The sequence below is a fragment of the Streptomyces sp. NPDC025651 genome (assembly GCF_055558735.1).
In genome coordinates this window covers 1-17,286 of record NZ_JBVHLZ010000026.1, presented here as the reverse complement: position 1 = coordinate 17,286, position 17,286 = coordinate 1, and the positions used below count along the sequence as shown (strand labels likewise).

Here is a 17,286-nt window from a genome sequence, read left to right as displayed (position 1 = left end):
TCCCCCTGCCACCTTGCGTCCAATACCAGCTTCTATAACCTGGCGGAATGGATGTGGACGCCCGCTTGCTGCGCTCCTTCGTCGCCGTGGCGGAGCACGGCAGCCTGACCCGCGCCGCGGAGCGGCTCTTCGTCTCGCAGCCGGCGCTGACCAAGCAGATCAAGCTCCTGGAAAGCCGGTTGGGAGTGCCGCTGTTCGTGCGGTCCAAGGCCGGAATGGCCCTCACCCCCGCCGGTCGCGTCCTGGCGGAACGCGTGCCGGACCTCCTGGCCGAGTGGGACGCGACGCTGCGGGAGACCAGGAGCGCGGCAAGCCGGGCCGACCATGTGCTGCGCGTCGGGTTCCTGGCCAGCGCCGCGAACGAGGCCACCCCCGGCATCGTCGCCGAGTTCACCCGCCTCCGCCCCGGCTGGCGGGCCGACATGCGCCAGGCCAGCTGGTCCGACCCGACGGCCGGGCTAGCCGACGCCAACGTCGACGTGGCGCTGCTGCGCCCGCCCTTCCCCGGCGAGGAGCGGCTGCGCGTCGAGGTGCTGTCCACCGAGCCGCGGTGGGTGGTCCTCCCCTCGGTCCACCCGCTGGCCTCGCGTGACGTGGTCGCCTTCCGGGAGCTGTGGGACGAGCCGTTCGTGGCGGCTCCGGCCGAGACCGGCGCATGGCGCGACTACTGGCTCGCCACCGGCGAGCGTGAAGGGCACCCGGTCCGCGTCGGCGCCGTCGCCGACCAGCCCGACGACTGGCTGAGCGCGATCGCCAACGGCTACGGCATCGCGCTGGCCCCCGCGTCGTCCGCCCGCTTCTACGCCCGCCCCGGCATCACCTACCGCCCGGTCAGCGGCGTCAGCCCCAGCCGGCTCGCGGTCGCCTGGGCCCCGGAAGACGACGACAACCCGGTCGTCCAGGACTTCGTACGCTGCTGTCTGCGCGGCGGACTCGATCAGGGCCCCGCCGTCTGACCGGGCAGCGGGATCACCACCGCGCCCGGCAGCCACAGCCGGGAGTCACGGTCGGGAGCCGCAGCCGGGAGCCACGGTCGCTCGTCAGTCGGCCCGGCCGCGCCTGAACGGGCCCTCCAGAGCGGCCCATTGGAGCAGCATGATGGTCTTCGCGTCGGCGATCTCGCCGCTGCGGATCATCGCGAGCGCCTTCTCGAAGGGCAGTTCCAGCGTGGTGATGTCCTCGCCTTCGGCGGCGATGCCGCCCGGTGCGGAGGTGGCGGTGCCCGGCCCGTAGGGGGCGGCGAAGAAGTGGAGGCGTTCGGTGACCGAGCCCGGGCTCATGTAGACGTCGAAGACGTGCTCCGGGGTGCCGACGGTGTGCCCCGTCTCCTCGGCCGCCTCCCTTCGGATGGCCTCCTCGGGACTGTCGCCGTCCAGCAGGCCCGCGGCCGTTTCGACGAGCATGCCGTCGGGGTGTTCGTTGACATAGGCGGGCAGTCTGAACTGCCTTGTCAGCAGGACACTTTGGCGGTCCGTGTCGTAGAGCAGGATCGTGGCGCCGTCGCCGCGGTCGTACGTCTCGCGCTGCTCGCGGCTCCAGTGGCCGTCGGAGTGCTGGTAGTCGAACGTGGTCCTGCGCAGGACGTACCAGTCGCAGGACAGCACGTCCACCTCGCGGATGCGGACGCGCGGATTGCCGGTCACGTCGCGTCCGTGCTGGTCGAGTCCGGTACGGCCGCGACGGTCCGGGGTGTCGATGCCCGCGGTCATCGGGCGGCGGCCGGTACGTCGTCGAGGCTCGTGAAGACGGCTATGCCGCGCGCGCGGGCCTGGGCGACCATCAGGTCCGCGCCTTCGGACGGGCCGCCGACGCGCAGGACTCCGTCGCAGCGGGCGAGGAGTTGTTCGGCCACGGGGTGGAAGATCTCCTCGTACGCGGCGTCGCCGGGGCCGGTGCTTCCCGCCGCCTCCAGCAAGGGCAGGGCCAGGGCTTCCCCCGTGACGCCGAGGTGGCCGGCGCGGAACAGCTTCAGGGCGACGTCGTTCATCGCGCTGACGTTCGCCTCGAGCTTGCGGGGGTCGTCGCCCGTGCCCGAACGGTAGGGGCCTGCGACGAGGATCATCAACGAGTGGGCAGGGGTTCGGGCAGGGGCAGGGGTTCGGGAAGAGGCAGGGGTTTCCACAGAAGCACTTCCTTGCAGCGGTGGTGACGTGACGTCAGGGCGGCGGTGGCGGCGCGTCAGACCAACAGGGTCTCGACGCCCGCCTTCCGCAGCGCCCGCAGGGACCGCGGACCATTGGGGTGGGTGGCCTCGTCGTCGGCAGCCGTGTCCGTCACGAAGCGGTCGACGGCGCCGAGCGGGGCGACCTGACTGAAGGCGCGGACACCGAGCTTGGTGGCGTCGGCGACCGCGACGGTGCGGGCGGCCTGTGCCAGGCCGACCTGTTTGACGGCCGCGTCGTCCAGCGAGAACTCCGACCAGCCGTGCTCGGCGTGGACGCCGCCGATGGACATCACGAAGCAGTCGAAGGCGAGCGACTCCAGTGCGCGCAGGGCCAGCGGCCCCACCAGGGAACGCTCACCCTGCCGCGAGCGCCCGCCGATGACGAGGAGCTCGATGTCGGGCTGATCGGCCAGACGCACCGCCGCCTGCAGGCTGAGCACGGCGACGGTCAACGGGGCCCGGGCGGCGAGGTGTTCGGCGACGTGCACGGTGGTGGTCCCCGCGTCCAGCAGTACGCGGGAGCCGGGTTCCACGAGTTCGGCGACGGCCGCGCCGAGCCGGTCCTTGGTCGCGGCCTGCCACGACTCCCGCGCGTCGAAGCCCTCGCCCCCCTCGGGCGGGCGGACAGCCACGGCACCGCCGTGCACACGCCGCACGAGGCCGCGGCGCTCGAGCGTGTCGAGGTCACGGCGGACGGTCATCTCGGAGACACCCAGGCGCTGGGAGAGCTCCGACACGGAGATCCGGTCGGAGCCCTGCACCAGCCGCAGGGTCAGGTCCAAACGATTGGCGACACCCATGACCCATTTCTAACACAGGAATGTTCGAACGCACAGAGACCTGTGAACTGCGGGGGGGGCAGGGCGCGGCGCGTCGCACGGACGCTCAGGGGTGTCCGGCCATCAGCTCCTCTCGACCGTCACCGGGGAGTGCCGCACGCCACAGGCCCGCGTAGTGTCCGCCGCGCGCGAGAAGTTCGGTGTGGCTGCCTTCCTCGGCCACGGCGCCGGCCGCCATGACGATGATGTGGTCCGCGCGGGCCGCGGTGGTCAGACGGTGGGCGACGATCAGAGAGGTACGGGCGGCGGTGAGCCTGGCGACGGCGCCGGAGACCACTTCTTCGGTGGCCGGGTCCAGGGCGGAGGTGGCCTCGTCGAGCAGGAGCACGTCCGGATCGACGAGCCGGGCCCTGGCCAGGGCGACGAGCTGGCGTTGGCCCGCGGACAGGTTGCGGCCGCCCTCGCCGATCGGGTGCCGGTATCCGCCGGGGAGCCGGGAGAGCAGCTCGTGGGCTCCCACGGCGCGCGCCGCCGCCTCCACCTCGGACGCGCCCGCGCCCGGCCGGCCGTACGCGATGGCGTCGTGAACCGTGCCGCCCGACAGGTGGGTCTCCTGGGGGACGATGCCGAGACGGCGCCGGTAGTCCGTGAGCTCCAGGGTGCGCAGGTCGTGCCCGTCGACGCGGACGGCGCCCGCTGTGGCGTCGTAGAACCGCCCCACCAGCTTCACCAGCGTCGACTTGCCCGCGCCGGTCTCGCCGACCAGGGCCACCGTCCGTCCGGCCGGGATGCTCAGGCGCACTCCGCGCACCGCGTCCCGGGTGGCTCCGGGGTAGCGGAAGCGCACGTCCTCGAACTCGATCGCGCCCTTCAGCTCCCGGACAGGCACGGGGTGTTCGGCTCGTGGCGTGCCGGTCGGGGTGGCGAAGAGGTCCAGGATGCGGCTGAGCCCGACGGAGGCCTGCTGGTACCCGTCGAAGACCTGGGAGAGCTGCAGGGCCGAGGAGAACAGGACGTCGACGTAGAGGAGGAACACCACCAGCAGGCCCATGGTGAGGGCGCCGTCCCTGGCCCGGTCCGCGCCGAAGGCCAGCACGCACGCGGCGGTCGCGCCGGGCAGGAACTCCACGAAGCCGAAATATCCCGCCGCGTGGCGCTGGGCGCGCAACCGTGCGGTGCGGTAGGCGGTGCTCTTGCCGGCGAACCGTTCGGCGCCACGCTCCGTCTGCCGGAACGCCTGGGCGATGCGCAGGCCCGCGACGTGCTCCTGCAGCTCCGCGTTGACCGCGCCGGACGTGTCGCGGGCGGCTCCGTACGCCCCCGCGGCCACCCACCGGAACAGGAACGTCGCGCCGACCAGCACCGGCAGTGCCGCGCACACCACCAGGCCGAGCCGCCAGTCAAGGACGAGGAGCACGGTGAGGACGGAGACGGTGGAGATGAGGCTGACGGCCGCGGTGGCGAAGCCGGTCTGGGCGAACGCGGCGACCGATTCCACGTCGGCGGTCATCCGGGTCATGATGCGGCCGGACAGCTCGCGCTCGTAGTAGGCGAGGTCGAGGCGCTGCAGATGGGCGAAGCCGCGCAGACGCAGCACGTAGCGGATGCGTTCGCCGAGGAGGCCGTTCGTCCTCATCTGGGCCATGCTGACCGCCCAGCCCCCGAGCACCAGGGCGACGGCGGCGACGGCGGTCGCCAACACCACGCGGGACGCGGCCTGTTGGATGCCGTCGTCGATGCCCGTGCGGATGAGGAGCGGTACGAACACGCTGACCAACGCGTCGAGCAGGACGAGCACCGCTCCCAGGACGAGTGCGCGGCGGAACGGGCGCAACAGACCGCGCAGACCGAAACCGGGCTCCGCCTCGGGGGCGGGCGCGGTGGCGGTCGGGACGAGGGTCGCGAGGTGCGGCGGGGTGTCCGCCTCCCGGGGATCCATGGTCGGGGCGGGGCCGCCTTCGAGGGTGGGCGTCACGTCGAACGGCGCGTCCTCGATGGCCGCCCGCTCGCGCGGCTCGGCCGCCTCGGGGGCCGTTCCGGCCGCGGCGAACAGCGTCCGGTACGCCTCGGACCGTGCCGCGAGTTCGTCGTGCGTGCCGATGTCGGCGACCCGGCCGTCCGCCAGGAGCGCGATCCGGTCGGCCAGTTCGAGGGTGGAGCGGCGGCGGGCCACCAGCAGGGTGGTCCGGCCGCTCATGACCTCACGGAGCGTGGCGTGGATCTCCGCCTCGGTGCGGGGGTCCACGGCCGAGGTGGCATCGTCGAGCAGCAGGACGCGAGGGTCGGTGAGCAGGGCGCGGGCCAGTGCGACGCGCTGGCGCTGCCCGCCGGAGAGCGTGAAGCCCCGTTCGCCGACGGTGGTGTCGTAGCCATGGGGAAGTTCACGGATGAAGCGGTCGGCTCCTGCGGCCGCGGCCGCCGCGGTGACCTGTGCGTCCGTGGCCTCGGGGCGGCCGTACGCGATGTTCTCGCGCACAGTGCCGGAGAACAGGAAGCTGTGCTCGGGCACCAGGCCGATGGCGGATCGCAGCGAGTCCAGCGTCAGGTCCCGGACGTCGCTGCCGCCGACGCGCACGGCCCCGTCGTGGACGTCGTAGAAGCGCGGCAGCAGCAGCGAGACCGTGGACTTCCCGGAGCCGGGTGCCCCGACCAAGGCGAGGGTCTCGCCCGGCCGGACGGTGAGGGAGAGTCCGCGCAGCACGGTCCGCTCGTCCGCACCCGCTGCGCGCCGCTCCCCCTCCGTCTGCTCCTCACCGTCCGCGAGCCCTGCGTACCCGAAGGTCACGTCGGCCAGTTCGACGCCGACGGGTCCGTGCGGCAGTTGCCGCGCGTCGGGCCGTTCCGTGACCAGCGGGCGGGTGTCGATCACCTCGAAGACACGGACGACGCTGGCCCGCGCCTGGTGGAGGCCGGTGACCACGGCGGCAAGACCGCGCAGCGGCGAGACGATCTGGGCCACGTAGGTGGAGAACGCGACGAACGTCCCGAGGGAGATGTCGCCGCGCGAGGCCATCCAGCCGCCGGTCGCGAGGATGCCGACCTGGCCGAGCAGCGGAAGGGCCTGGAGGGTCGACCCGTACAGGGAGTTCAGGCGCACGACTCGTTGCCGCGCCGTGAACAGGAGGTTCGCGGCGGAACCGAGCCGTCGCAGCTCTCGTTCCTCCTGCCCGAACCCCTTCACCACGCGGACCCCGGCGACCGCGTCGTCGACGACGGAGGCGATGGCCGCCTCGCGCTGCCTGGCCTCCAGGGTGGCCGGGTAGAGGCGTCTGCTGCTGTGCCAGGCCGTGTACAGCAGCGGCGGCAGGACGAGCAGCATGACCAGGGTGAGCGGTGGAGACAGGGCCACCATGACCGCGAGGGACAGGACGAGCAGCAGGACGCTGCCGAGGATGTTGGGGAGCATCGCGAGCAGGCCCTGCGCCATGGACAGGTCGTAGATCGACCGGCTGACGATCTGCCCCGTCTGCAGGGCGTCCTGCCCCGCGCCGTCGAGCCGGGACAGGGCGGCGAAGGTGCGCATGCGCAGGTCGTGCTGGACGTCGCAGGAGAGCCGCGCGGCGAGGCAGCGTTGCGCGATGCCGGCGCCGAAGCGCGCGAGACCCGCCAGGACGAGCACCAACAAGCAGGGCAGCAGCGGAAGTTCCTCCGCGAGGATCACCCGGTCCACGACGGCGCGGGAGATCAGCGGTACGGCCGCCGCGGCCGCGATGGCGGCCACGGTGGCCCCGAGGGTGAGCGCGATGGTGCGGGGATAGCGGCGGCAGCTGCCGAGCAGGCGCCGGATCGGCGAACCGGGAGCGCCCGGCTCGCCGGTCCGGCGCGGGGTCAGCCGCCGGGGGGAGAGCCTCACCGGCCGCCCTCGTTCCCGGCGAGCCCGGCGAGCTTCTCCGCGATCACGCCGGAGATCTCCTTGAGCGCACCGGACCTGACCATGTCCAGGTGGGTGCAGTTCACGGGGTGGTCGTTGATGTTCCCCTCCACGTACGGGCCCCACAGCGCGTGGGCGTCGAGCCGGTCGGGGCGGCCCTCGGCCGCCGTGAAGAACTCCACGTCGCCGCGGAACGCCGCCGGGCGGAAGCGTGCGGAGACCCGCATGCTGTTGGCGCAGGCGGCCGCCACCCTGGCGAGTGTCTTCTCGTCGAGCCCGGCCAGGGCGCCGCCCTGACGGCGCAGCAGAGCCGCGGCCTTGACGAGCGGAGGCATGGTGTCGTCCCGCAGGTCGTCCTCGATGCCCATGTCCTTCAAGAGGCCACGCAGGATGGTCGCCTCGTCCGGCGCGTCCGGCGTCGCGCTCTCGTCCGCGTCCCCTTCCTCTGCCCCGTCCGGGTATCCGTCGAGGAGCGCCAGGAGCGCGACGGTCTCGCCCTGCTCCTGGAGGGCGGTCGCCACGGCGTACGCACCGAGCGCGCCGAACGACCAGCCGAGGAGGTGGTACGGGCCCGAGGGCTGAACCGTGCGGATCTGTGCCACGTAGTCGGCTGCCATCTCCTCCAGGGAGCGTGGCATCTCCTGCTCGTCGGCGATGCCTCGCGCCTGCAGGCCGTACACCGGCTGGTCGGGGCCCAGGTGCTGCAGCATGCCCACGTACGCCCAGCTGAGCCCGCTCGCGGGGTGGACGCAGAACAGCGGAGGACGGCTGCCGTCGGCACGCAGCGGCATCAGCACGGCCAGGCCGTCGCCCATGTCGTCGCCGTCGAACCGCTGGACGAGGCGCGCGACGGTGGGTGCCTCGAACAGCGCCCGCAGCGAGACCCGCACGCCGAACACCGTTCTGATGCGGGTGAGCAGGCGGGTGGCGAGCAACGAGTGGCCGCCGAGGTCGAAGAAGCTGTCGTCGATCCCGACCCCTGTCACGCCGAGGGTCTCCGCGAACAGGCCGCACAGGGCCTCTTCCTGGGGGTTGCGCGGAGCGCGTCCGGTGCCTGCGGGCACGTCGGCCGCCGGCAGGGCCCGCCGGTCGAGCTTGCCGTTCGGTGTGAGGGGGAAGGCGTCCAGGGCCACCAGGGCCGAGGGCACCATGAAGTCCGGCAGGGCGGAGGTGAGGCGCCCGCGCAGCTCGTCGAGGTCGAGCGGGGTGCCGTCGGCGGGCACGACGTACGCGACCAGGCGCCGGTCGCCCGGCCGGTCCTCGCGGACCACGGCGGCGGCGCGCGCGATCTGCCACTGTGCCGTCAAGGCCGCCTCGACCTCGCCGAGTTCGACCCGGAAGCCCCGCAGCTTGACCTGCTCGTCGACGCGCCCCAGGAACTCCAGGTCGCCGTCGCCTCGCCGGCGCATCAGGTCACCCGTGCGGTACATGCGGGCGCCCGGCGGTCCGTAGGGGTCGGCGACGAACCGTTCGCCCGTCAGGCCGGGGCGGCCCGCGTATCCGCGCGCCAGTTGGTCTCCGGCCACATAGAGCTCGCCGGGGACGCCCACGGGCACCGGCCTCAGCCGGCTGTCCAGGACGTAGGCGCGGACGTTGCGCACGGGGCGCCCCACGGGGAGGTAGGCGTCGCTCCGCCCGCCGGCCCCCCAGGAGCCGAGCCGCACCTCGTGGTGGGTGACCTGGACCGTGGACTCGGTGGGCCCGTACAGGTTGACGCACGGCACGTCCCAGGCGTCCTGCGCGAGCTCCGCCAGGGCGGTGGGCAGCGGTTCGCCGCCCACGAACAGCCGCCGCAGCGAGGACGTGCCGCCCGCCGCGACGGCAGCGGCGCACAGCTCGGACAGCAGGGAGGGCACGACCTGGACGACGGTGATGCCGTGGTCACTGATGTGATCGGCCAACTGGTGGGCGTCCGTGGCGACTTCGTCCGACACCACGTGTGCGGCGGCGCCGGTGACGAGCGGCAGCCACGTCTCCCAGACGGCCGCGTCGAAGCTGAACGCGGTCCGGGCGAGGACCCTGTCCGCGCCGTCCAGGGGATACTCCTCGGCCATCCATCGCAGGTGGCCGGTGACCGCGCCGTGCGTGACCACGACGCCCTTCGGCCGACCGGTGGAACCCGAGGTGTAGATCACGTACGCCGGGTGGCCGGGCAGGAGGGGGCGCAAGCGGTGCGCGTCCGACACGGCCGGCTCGGGCTCGTGGCCGTCGGCCCCGATCACGTCCGCCAGCACCACGGCGGCACACGGCACGCGGTCGCGCTCCGCCGCGGTGGTGAGCACCACCGCGGGCCGGGCGTCCGCCAGCATGTGCGCGATCCGGTCGGCCGGGTACCGCGGGTCCACCGGCAGGTAGGCCGCCCCCGCCTTCAGCACCGCCAGCATCGCCACGACCGTGTCCGCCGAGCGCGGCAGCACCAGAGCCACCGTGTCCTCGGGGCCTACGGCTCGTCCGATCAGGTGGCGGGCCAGGCGGTTCGCCCGCGAGTCGAGCTCCGCGTAGGTGAGTTCGGTGTCCTCGAACACCACGGCCGTGGCCTCGGGGGTGCGTGCAACCTGCTCCTCGAAGAGGTCGGTCAGACAGCGCTGTGCGACGTCGTCCCTGGCACCCTGCCAGCAGGTCAGCAGCTCGTTCTGCTCCTGCGCGGACAGGATCTCCAGCTCGCCGACCGGCCGGTCGGGGCCGGCCACCGCGGCGGACAGCAGCCGTCCGAACCGCTCGACGATCCTCTCGACCGTCGCCCGGTCGAACAGGTCGACCGCGAACTCGAAGGCGCCGGCGAGCCCCGCCGCCTCACCGCCGACGCCCGCCGTCTCCCGCACGCTCAGCGACAGGTCGAACTTCGCCGTGTCGGCGGGCGTGACCTCCTGCTCCAGCGTCAGGCCGGCCAGCCTCATGTCGGCTTCGGCGTTGTTCTGGAAGGTCAGCATCACCTGGAACAGCGGGTGCCGGGAGGTGGAGCGAGTGGGGTTGACGACCTCCACGAGGTGCTCGAACGGCACGTCCTGATGGGCGTACGCGGCCAGGTCGGTCTCACGGACCCGCTCGACCAGTTCACGGAAGGTGGGGTCACCGGACAGGTCGGTGCGCAACACCAACGTGTTCACGAAGAACCCGACCAGGTTGTCAAGCGCCTCGTCCGTGCGGCCCGCCACCGGTGAGCCGATGGGGATGTCGGTGCCCGCGCCGAGCCGCGACAGCAGCGCCGCGAACGCCGCCTGCACCACCATGAACACACTGGCGCCCGACGCACGCGCCAGCTCCGCGAGGCCCTTGTGCAGCTCCGCGTCCAGCGTGAACTCCACGAGGTCACCCCGGTAGGAAGCCGCCGTGGGCCTGATCCGGTCGGTGGGCAGATCCAACTGCTCGGGCAGCCCGGCCAGTTGTTCCTTCCAGTAGGCGAGCTGCTTGCCGAGCAGGCTGTCCGGGTCGTTCTCGTCGCCCAGGAGCTCCCGCTGCCAGATCGCGTAGTCCGCGTACTGCACCGGCAGCGGCTCCCACTCAGGTACGCCACCGCCGACGGCCCATGCCTCGTACGCCGCCGCCAGATCCCCCGCCAGAGGGGCCAGGGACCAGCCGTCACCGGCGATGTGGTGCAGCACCACCACCAGGACGTGCGTGGCGTCGTCCAGCGCGAACAAGCAGGCACGCAACGGTGGTTCCGACGTCAGGTCGAAGCCGCGCGACGTCTCGGCGGCCACCACTTCGGCCAGCTCCGCCTCGGCCACCGGCACGCCCATCAGGTTCGGGCACGCGTCGTCGGCGTCCAGGATGTGCTGGAACGGCACGCCGTCCGCACTCTGGGGAAACACGGTGCGCAGTGATTCGTGGCGTTCGACCACGTCGAGGAGCGCCGCGCCCAGAGCCTCCCGGTCCAGCACCCCTGTCAGCCGCAGAGCGATCGGCAAGTTGTACGTCGAGGACGACGCGCCCTCCAGACGGTTCAGGAACCACAGCCGCCGCTGAGCGAACGACAACGGCACCTCCACCGGACGCTCCACCGGCACCAGCGCCGCCCGCGCCACCCCCGCCTCAGCCACCCGCTCCGCCAGCTGGACCACACTCGGCCCCTCAAACAGAGCACGCAGCGGCAACTCCACACCCAGACGAGTACGAATGCGGCTGATCAGACGGGTCGCGAGCAGGGAATGACCGCCCAGGTCGAAGAAACTGTCGTCGATCCCGACCCGCTCCACACCCAACACCTCGGCAAAAGCCGCACACAACACCTGCTCATGACCATTGCGCGGACCACGCCCCGAACCCCCCGCACCATACTCAGGAGCCGGCAAAGCACGTCGGTCGAGCTTCCCGTTCGCCGTCAACGGCAACACGTCCAGCACCACGACCGCGGCCGGAACCATGAACTCCGGGACGCGTCCGCTCAGGAAGCCGCGCGTCTCCGCGCCGTCGATCTCCTCCCCCTCGCGGGGCACGACGTAGGCGACGAGCCGCGTGTCGCCGGGCTGGTCCTCACGGGCCACCACCGCAACCTGCGCGACAGCGGGATGCGCGGCGATGACCGCCTCGACCTCACCCAACTCGACACGGAACCCACGAACCTTCACCTGGAAGTCCGCCCGGCCCAGGAACTCCAGGGTGCCATCGGCACACCACCGCGCCAGGTCTCCCGAGCGATACATCCGCTCCCCCGCACCCGCGAACGGATCGGCGACGAACCGCTCCGCCGTCAGACCCGGGCGGTTCAGATAACCGCGGGCCAACTGCGCACCCGCCAAATACAGCTCACCCGCCACACCCACCGGCACCGGACGCAACGCCTCATCCAGCACATACACCCGACTGTTGGCCACCGGACGCCCGATCGACGGCAACACCGGCCACCCCGCCGGTTCACCTTCGAACGACAAGGCCGTAGCGACATGTGTCTCGGTGGGCCCGTAGTGGTTGTGCAGCCGGCGCCCCGGCACCGACGCGAAGAACTCCCGCACCGCACGGTGCACGGTCAGCGCCTCACCGGCCTGGGCGACATCCATCAACTCAGGCAGTGTCAGACCGAGTTCGACGGACGCCTCCGCGACCGCCTCGATCACCAGGTTCGGCGCGTACAGCTCGTTCACACCGCGCCGGTCCAACCAGCGGACAAGCTCCGCGGGATCCCTGCGGATCTCGTCGCGGGGCAGCGCGAGAGTGCCGCCCGACCACAGGGCCGAGAAGATCTCCTGGGCCGCGACATCGAAGCTGATGGAGGTGAAATGGGCGGTCGTCACGCCCGTCGCACGGTCACGGCGGTGCCAGGCAAGGAGGTTGGCCATCGCCCCGGCCCGGAACACCACGGCCTTCGGCCGCCCGGTCGACCCCGACGTGTACATCACGTAGACGGGCTGGTCAGGCAGCAGGGCGCAGCGTCGCTCCGCATCGGACAGGTCGTCGTCGGCGTATCCGGTGAGGAGGTCGGCCCCGACCTGGACGGCCCGGCCGCTCAGTTCCTCGGGCAACCGGCCCAGCGTCTCCTCCGAACCGAGCACACACACCGGATCGGCGTCCTGGAACATGTAAGCGATCCGCTCCGCCGGATACTCCGGATCCACCGGCACATACGCCGCACCCGACTTCACCACCGCCAACAACGCCACCGGCAACCACTCCGAACGCGGCAACATCAACGCCACCACACGCTCCGGACCAGCACCCCGACCCACCAACAACCGCGCCAGACGATTCGCCCGCGCATTCACCTCCCCATAACTCAACTCCACGCCCTCAAACACCACCGCCGTCGCCCCAGGCGACCGCGCCGCCAGCGTCTCGAAGCTCTCCGGCAACGACACCCACGGCACCTCAACGCCCGTGGCATTCCAATCCACCAACACCTCACGCCGCTCCGCCGACGACAACACCTCCAGCTCACCCACACACCGATCCGCGTCAGCCACCACCCCCGCCAACACACGACCAAACCGCTCCACGAGGTTCTCGGCGGTCACGCGGTCGAAGAGGTCGACGGCGAATTCCAGGACGCCTGTGAGGCCGTCGGGCCGCCCGTCGGGAGCGGTGCGCTCGGAGACGCTGAGGAACAGGTCGAACTTGGCGGAGCCCTCGGCGGTCAGGGTCTCCACGTCGAGGTCGGGCATGGTGAGTTGGGCTTGTTCGTTGTTCTGGAAGGCGAGCATCACCTGGAACAACGGGTGCCGCGACAACGACCGCTCAGGGTTCAGAACCTCCACCAAATGCTCGAACGGCACATCCTGATGCGCGTACGCCGCCAGATCCGTCTCACGCACCCGCTCCACCAGCTCACGGAAGGTGGGGTCACCGGACACATCCGTACGCAACACCAACGTGTTCACGAAGAAACCAACCAGGTCGTCGAGCGCCTCATCCGTACGCCCGGCAATCGGCGTACCGATCGGGATGTCCACCCCCGCACCCATCCGCGACAACAGCGCGGCGAACGCCGCCCGCACCACCATGAACACACTCGCACCCGACGCACGCGCCAAGTCGACCAGACCCTTGTGAACCTCCGCGTCCACGTCCAGCGCCACGTGGTCGCCCCGGAAGGACGCCACCGCGGGACGGGGACGGTCGGCCGGAAGCACGAGCTGTTCGGGCAGCTCGGCCAGGCGACTCTTCCAGTACGTGAGCTGGCGGCTGATCAGGCTCTCGGGGTCGGACTCGTCTCCGAGCAGGTCCCGCTGCCACAGTGCGTAGTCGGCGTACTGCACCGGCAGCGGCTCCCACTCCGGGACACCGCCGACGGCCCTCGCCTCGTACGCGGCCGCCAGATCCCGCGCCAGCGGCGCCATAGACCAGCCGTCGCCCGCGATGTGGTGCAGCACCACCACCATCGCATGGGATCCGTCGGGCAGGGCGAACAAGGCGGCGCGGAAGGGAGGTTCGGACCTGAGGTCGAAGCCGCCTCCAGCCACTTCCGCGACCGCGCCGGCGATGTCGTCCTCGCGGATTTCCCGTACCGGCAGCTCCACCATGGAGTCCGCCGCGTCGAGGACACGCTGGACCGGCACGCCGTCCTCACCCTCGGGGAAGACCGTGCGCAGCGACTCGTGGCGTACGACCACGTCGCACAGCGCGGCCCGCAGCGCCTCGCGATCCAGTGTGCCCGACAGCCGGAAGGCGAGGGGCACGTTGTACGTGGCGGACGCGGGGCCCTCGAAGCGGTTGAGGAACCACAGCCGCGACTGGGCGAACGACAGAGGGACCGTCTCCGGGCGCTCTGTCGGCATCAGGGCCCGACGCGCCGTACCGGCACCCGCGATGCGCTCGGCGAGCCGCGCCACCGACGGCGCCTCGAACAGGTCCCGCAGCGGCAGCTCCACTCCGAGGACGGTGCGGATCCGGCTGACGACGCGAGTGGCGAGGAGCGAGTGACCGCCGAGGTCGAAGAAGCCGTCGTCGATGCCGACCCGGTCCAGACCGAGCGTCTCGGCGAAGATCGCGCAGAGTGCTTCCTCGCGGGCGTCGCGGGGATCGCGGTCCGAGGCCACGTAACGCGGTTCGGGCAGCGCGCGTCGGTCGAGCTTGCCGTTGGGGGTCAGCGGCAGCTCGGCCAGGGGCACGACCGCGGCCGGGACCATGTAGTCGGGCAGCAGACCGCCGACGGCGCGCCGCAGCTCGACCGGGTCCACGGAGGCCTCGCCGCGCGCGGGCACGACGTACCCGACCAGGCGCCGGTCGCCCGGCCGATCCTCACGGACCACGACGGCCGCACGGGCGACGCCGGGGTGGCGGGTCAGGGCGGCCTCGATCTCGCCCGGCTCGATGCGGAAGCCGCGGATCTTGACCTGGCCGTCCGCGCGCCCGGCGTACTCGAGGCTGCCGTCGCTGTTCCAGCGGGCGAGGTCTCCGGTGCGGTACATCCGCGCCCCGAGCGGGCCGTAGGGGTTCGCCACGAAGCGTTCGGCGGTGAGCGCCGGGCGGCCGAGGTAGCCGCGGGCCAGACCGTGCCCGGCGATGTACAGCTCCGCGGTGGTGCCGACGGGTACCGGCCGCAGTGATGCGTCGAGGACGTACATCTGGGTGTTCGCGAGCGGTGTTCCGATGGACGCGACGCCGGTGCCCGCGGGCACCTCGGCCAGCGTGGCGACGATGGTGGCCTCGGTCGGTCCGTACTCGTTGACGACGCCTGCGGCGTGCTCGCACAGGGTCTCGGCGAGGCCGGCCGACAGCGACTCGCCGCCGGTCACCACCCGCACGCCGCGGACCATGTCCGGGTCGTGCGCCACCAGCGTCTGCCACAGCGACGGCGTGGCGTGCATGAGAGTGACTCCGGCACCACGGATCAACTGCCCCAGCGCCGCGGGCCGCGACACCTCCTCCTTCTCGGCCAGCACCAGGCGGGCTCCCGAGATCAGCGGCAGCAGCACCTCCATGGTGGCCATGTCGAACGCGGCCGTCGCCGCGGCGAGGACGCGATCCTCCGGTGTCAGGGGAAGCCGTTCACGCAACGAAGCCAGTTGGTTGGCCAGTGCCGCGTGCAGGACGACCACCCCCTTGGGGGTACCCGTCGAACCCGAGGTGTAGATCACGTACGCCGCGTCGCCCGGCGCGGGACCGGACACCGAGGGCTCGCCGTCCGCGTGGCCCGCGAAGCCGCCCGCCATCTCGTCAGGGCCGAGCACCAGCTGCGGGGCGGAGTCCTCGATCATGTACTCCACGCGCGCGGCGGGGTGGTCCAGGTCGACCGGGACATAGGCGCCCCCCGCCTTCAGCACGCCGAGCACGGCCACCACCAGGTCCACCGACCTCGGCAGCGTCAGAGCCACCCGTCGCTCGGGCCCGATGCCACGCTCGACCAGCCAGTGTGCGACCCGGTCGGCGCGGGCGTTCAACTCTCCGTACGACAAGGACACTTCGCCTTGCACGACGGCGATGGCGTCCGGTGTCGCGGCGGCCTGGCGCGCGAAGAGGCCGGGCACGGTGAGGTCCGGGGCCGGTGCGGCGGTGTCGTTCAGCTGACGCAGCACCAGCTCCCGCTCGCCCGTGCGGAGCACGTCGACCGCCCCGACCCGCAGCCCGGGGTCATCGACCAGCCGCTGGAGCAGGCCACGGAACCGCTCGACCATGGCCTCGACCGTCTCTTGGTCGAACAGGTCGGTGGCGTACGCGAAACCACCCACGAGTCCGGCCGCGCCGCCGTCGTCCGTGTGCCGCTCGCCGAGCGTGACGGCCAGGTCGAACTGGATGACGTCCAGTGAGGCCGCCGCGGCGGACACGGTGAGCCCTGGCAGGTTCAGCTCGGCCTGCTCGTTGTTCTGGAAGGCGAACATCACCTGGAACAGCGGGTGATGGGACGTCGACCGGGTGGGGTTGAGAAGCTCCACGAGGTGCTCGAAGGGCACGTCCTGGTGGGTGTACGCGGCCAGGTCGGTCTCCCGCACGCGGTCGACCAGTTCGCGGAAGGTGGGGTCACCGGACACGTCGGTGCGCAACACCAACGTGTTCACGAAGAACCCGACGAGGTCGTCGAGCGCCTCGTCCGTACGGCCGGCGATCGGCGACCCGATCGGAATGTCGGCGCCCGCACCGAGCCGCGAAAGGAGCACGGCGAGAGCCGCCCGCACCACCATGAACTCGCTCGCGCCGCAGGAACGGGCGAGGTCCGTGATTCCCCGGTGGAGATCCGCGTCCAGCTCGAAGGGCACGAGACCGCCGCGGTTGGTGGCGACGGCGGGCCGGGGGCGATCGGTGGGCAGCTCCAACCGCTCGGGAAGGTCAGCCAGTTGGCTCTTCCAGTAGGCGAGCTGACGGCTGAGCGGGCTCTGCGGGTTCGACTCCTCCCCGAGGACGTCCCGCTGCCACAGGGCGTAGTCGGCGTACTGCACCGGCAGCGGCTCCCACGCCGGGGCGGCACCGGCCGCGCGGGCGGCATACGCCGTGGCCAGGTCACGGGAGAGCGGGACCATGGACCAGCCGTCGCCGGCAATGTGGTGGAAGACGACGACCAGGATGTGGGTGGTGTCGTCGACCACGAACAGCTCGGCGCGGAAGGGGAGTTCGGCCGTGAGGTCGAACCCTCGCCGTACCGCCCGGGCGACCGCGTCGGCAACCTCGTCCTCGCGGATCCCTCGGGTCGGCAGCTCGGCCTCGGCGGCGAGGCGCACGTCCTGGTAGGGCATGCCGTCGGCAGCCTCCGGGAAGACGGTGCGCAAGGTCTCGTGGCGGGCCGTCAGGTCGTTGATGGCCTCGCGCAGAGCGTCCCGGTCGAGCGACCCGGTGAGCCTCAGGGCCACGGGGATGTTGTACGTGCTCGCCTCAGAGCCCTCGAAGCGGTTGAGGAACCACAGCCTGCGCTGGGCGAACGACAGGGGTACCGTCTCCGGACGCTCGGCAGGGCGCAGCGCGGCCCGAGCCGTGTCCGCCCGCTCCACACGGCGCGCCAACTGCTCGACCGTGGGGCCTTCGAAGAGGGCGCGGAGGGGCAGTTCCACGTTCAGGACGGTGCGGATGCGGCTGATCACACGGGTGGCCAGCAGGGAGTGGCCGCCCAG

General features: G+C 71.9%; 6 protein-coding genes. 1 reads left to right on the top strand and 5 read right to left on the bottom strand.

All coding sequences use genetic code 11. The annotated features are described in order from the left end of the window. Window positions 1–47 precede the first annotated feature (47 nt). Window positions 48–956: a LysR family transcriptional regulator gene (locus ACZ4D5_RS43285; protein WP_467778047.1), complete on the top strand. Its 909-nt coding sequence runs from the start codon at window positions 48–50 to the stop codon at window positions 954–956. An 84-nt stretch (window positions 957–1,040) separates the two neighbouring features. On the opposite strand, the gene ACZ4D5_RS43280 is transcribed toward ACZ4D5_RS43285, so the two are convergent. The 5 genes from ACZ4D5_RS43280 to ACZ4D5_RS43260 all read right to left on the bottom strand — a co-directional run. Next, a complete protein-coding gene (locus ACZ4D5_RS43280) occupies window positions 1,041–1,709 on the bottom strand; it encodes an NUDIX domain-containing protein (protein ID WP_467778046.1) in 669 nt (222 codons plus the stop codon). Next, window positions 1,706–2,062: a DUF4406 domain-containing protein gene (locus tag ACZ4D5_RS43275; RefSeq protein WP_467778045.1), complete on the bottom strand. Its 357-nt coding sequence runs from the start codon at window positions 2,060–2,062 to the stop codon at window positions 1,706–1,708. Before ACZ4D5_RS43275 ends, ACZ4D5_RS43280 begins: the two co-directional genes overlap by 4 nt. A 116-nt stretch (window positions 2,063–2,178) precedes the next feature. Then, complete coding sequence (locus ACZ4D5_RS43270; RefSeq protein WP_467778044.1) at window positions 2,179–2,964, bottom strand: DeoR/GlpR family DNA-binding transcription regulator; 786 nt, start codon at window positions 2,962–2,964, stop codon at window positions 2,179–2,181. Between the two features lie 85 nt (window positions 2,965–3,049). Next, window positions 3,050–6,796: an ABC transporter ATP-binding protein gene (locus tag ACZ4D5_RS43265; protein WP_467778043.1), complete on the bottom strand. Its 3,747-nt coding sequence runs from the start codon at window positions 6,794–6,796 to the stop codon at window positions 3,050–3,052. Beyond that, a partial coding sequence (locus ACZ4D5_RS43260) for a non-ribosomal peptide synthetase (RefSeq protein ID WP_467778042.1) occupies window positions 6,793–17,286 on the bottom strand: 10,494 nt, incomplete at its 5' end. The genes ACZ4D5_RS43265 and ACZ4D5_RS43260, both read right to left, overlap by 4 nt.

Bases quoted from the DNA above. Each gene is read 5' to 3' on its own strand.
- ACZ4D5_RS43285 (WP_467778047.1), top strand. From the start codon at position 48: ATGGATGTGGACGCCCGCTTGCTGCGCTCCTTCGTCGCCGTGGCGGAG.
- ACZ4D5_RS43280 (WP_467778046.1), bottom strand. From the start codon at position 1,709: ATGACCGCGGGCATCGACACCCCGGACCGTCGCGGCCGTACCGGACTC.
- ACZ4D5_RS43275 (WP_467778045.1), bottom strand. From the start codon at position 2,062: ATGATCCTCGTCGCAGGCCCCTACCGTTCGGGCACGGGCGACGACCCC.
- ACZ4D5_RS43270 (WP_467778044.1), bottom strand. From the start codon at position 2,964: ATGGGTGTCGCCAATCGTTTGGACCTGACCCTGCGGCTGGTGCAGGGC.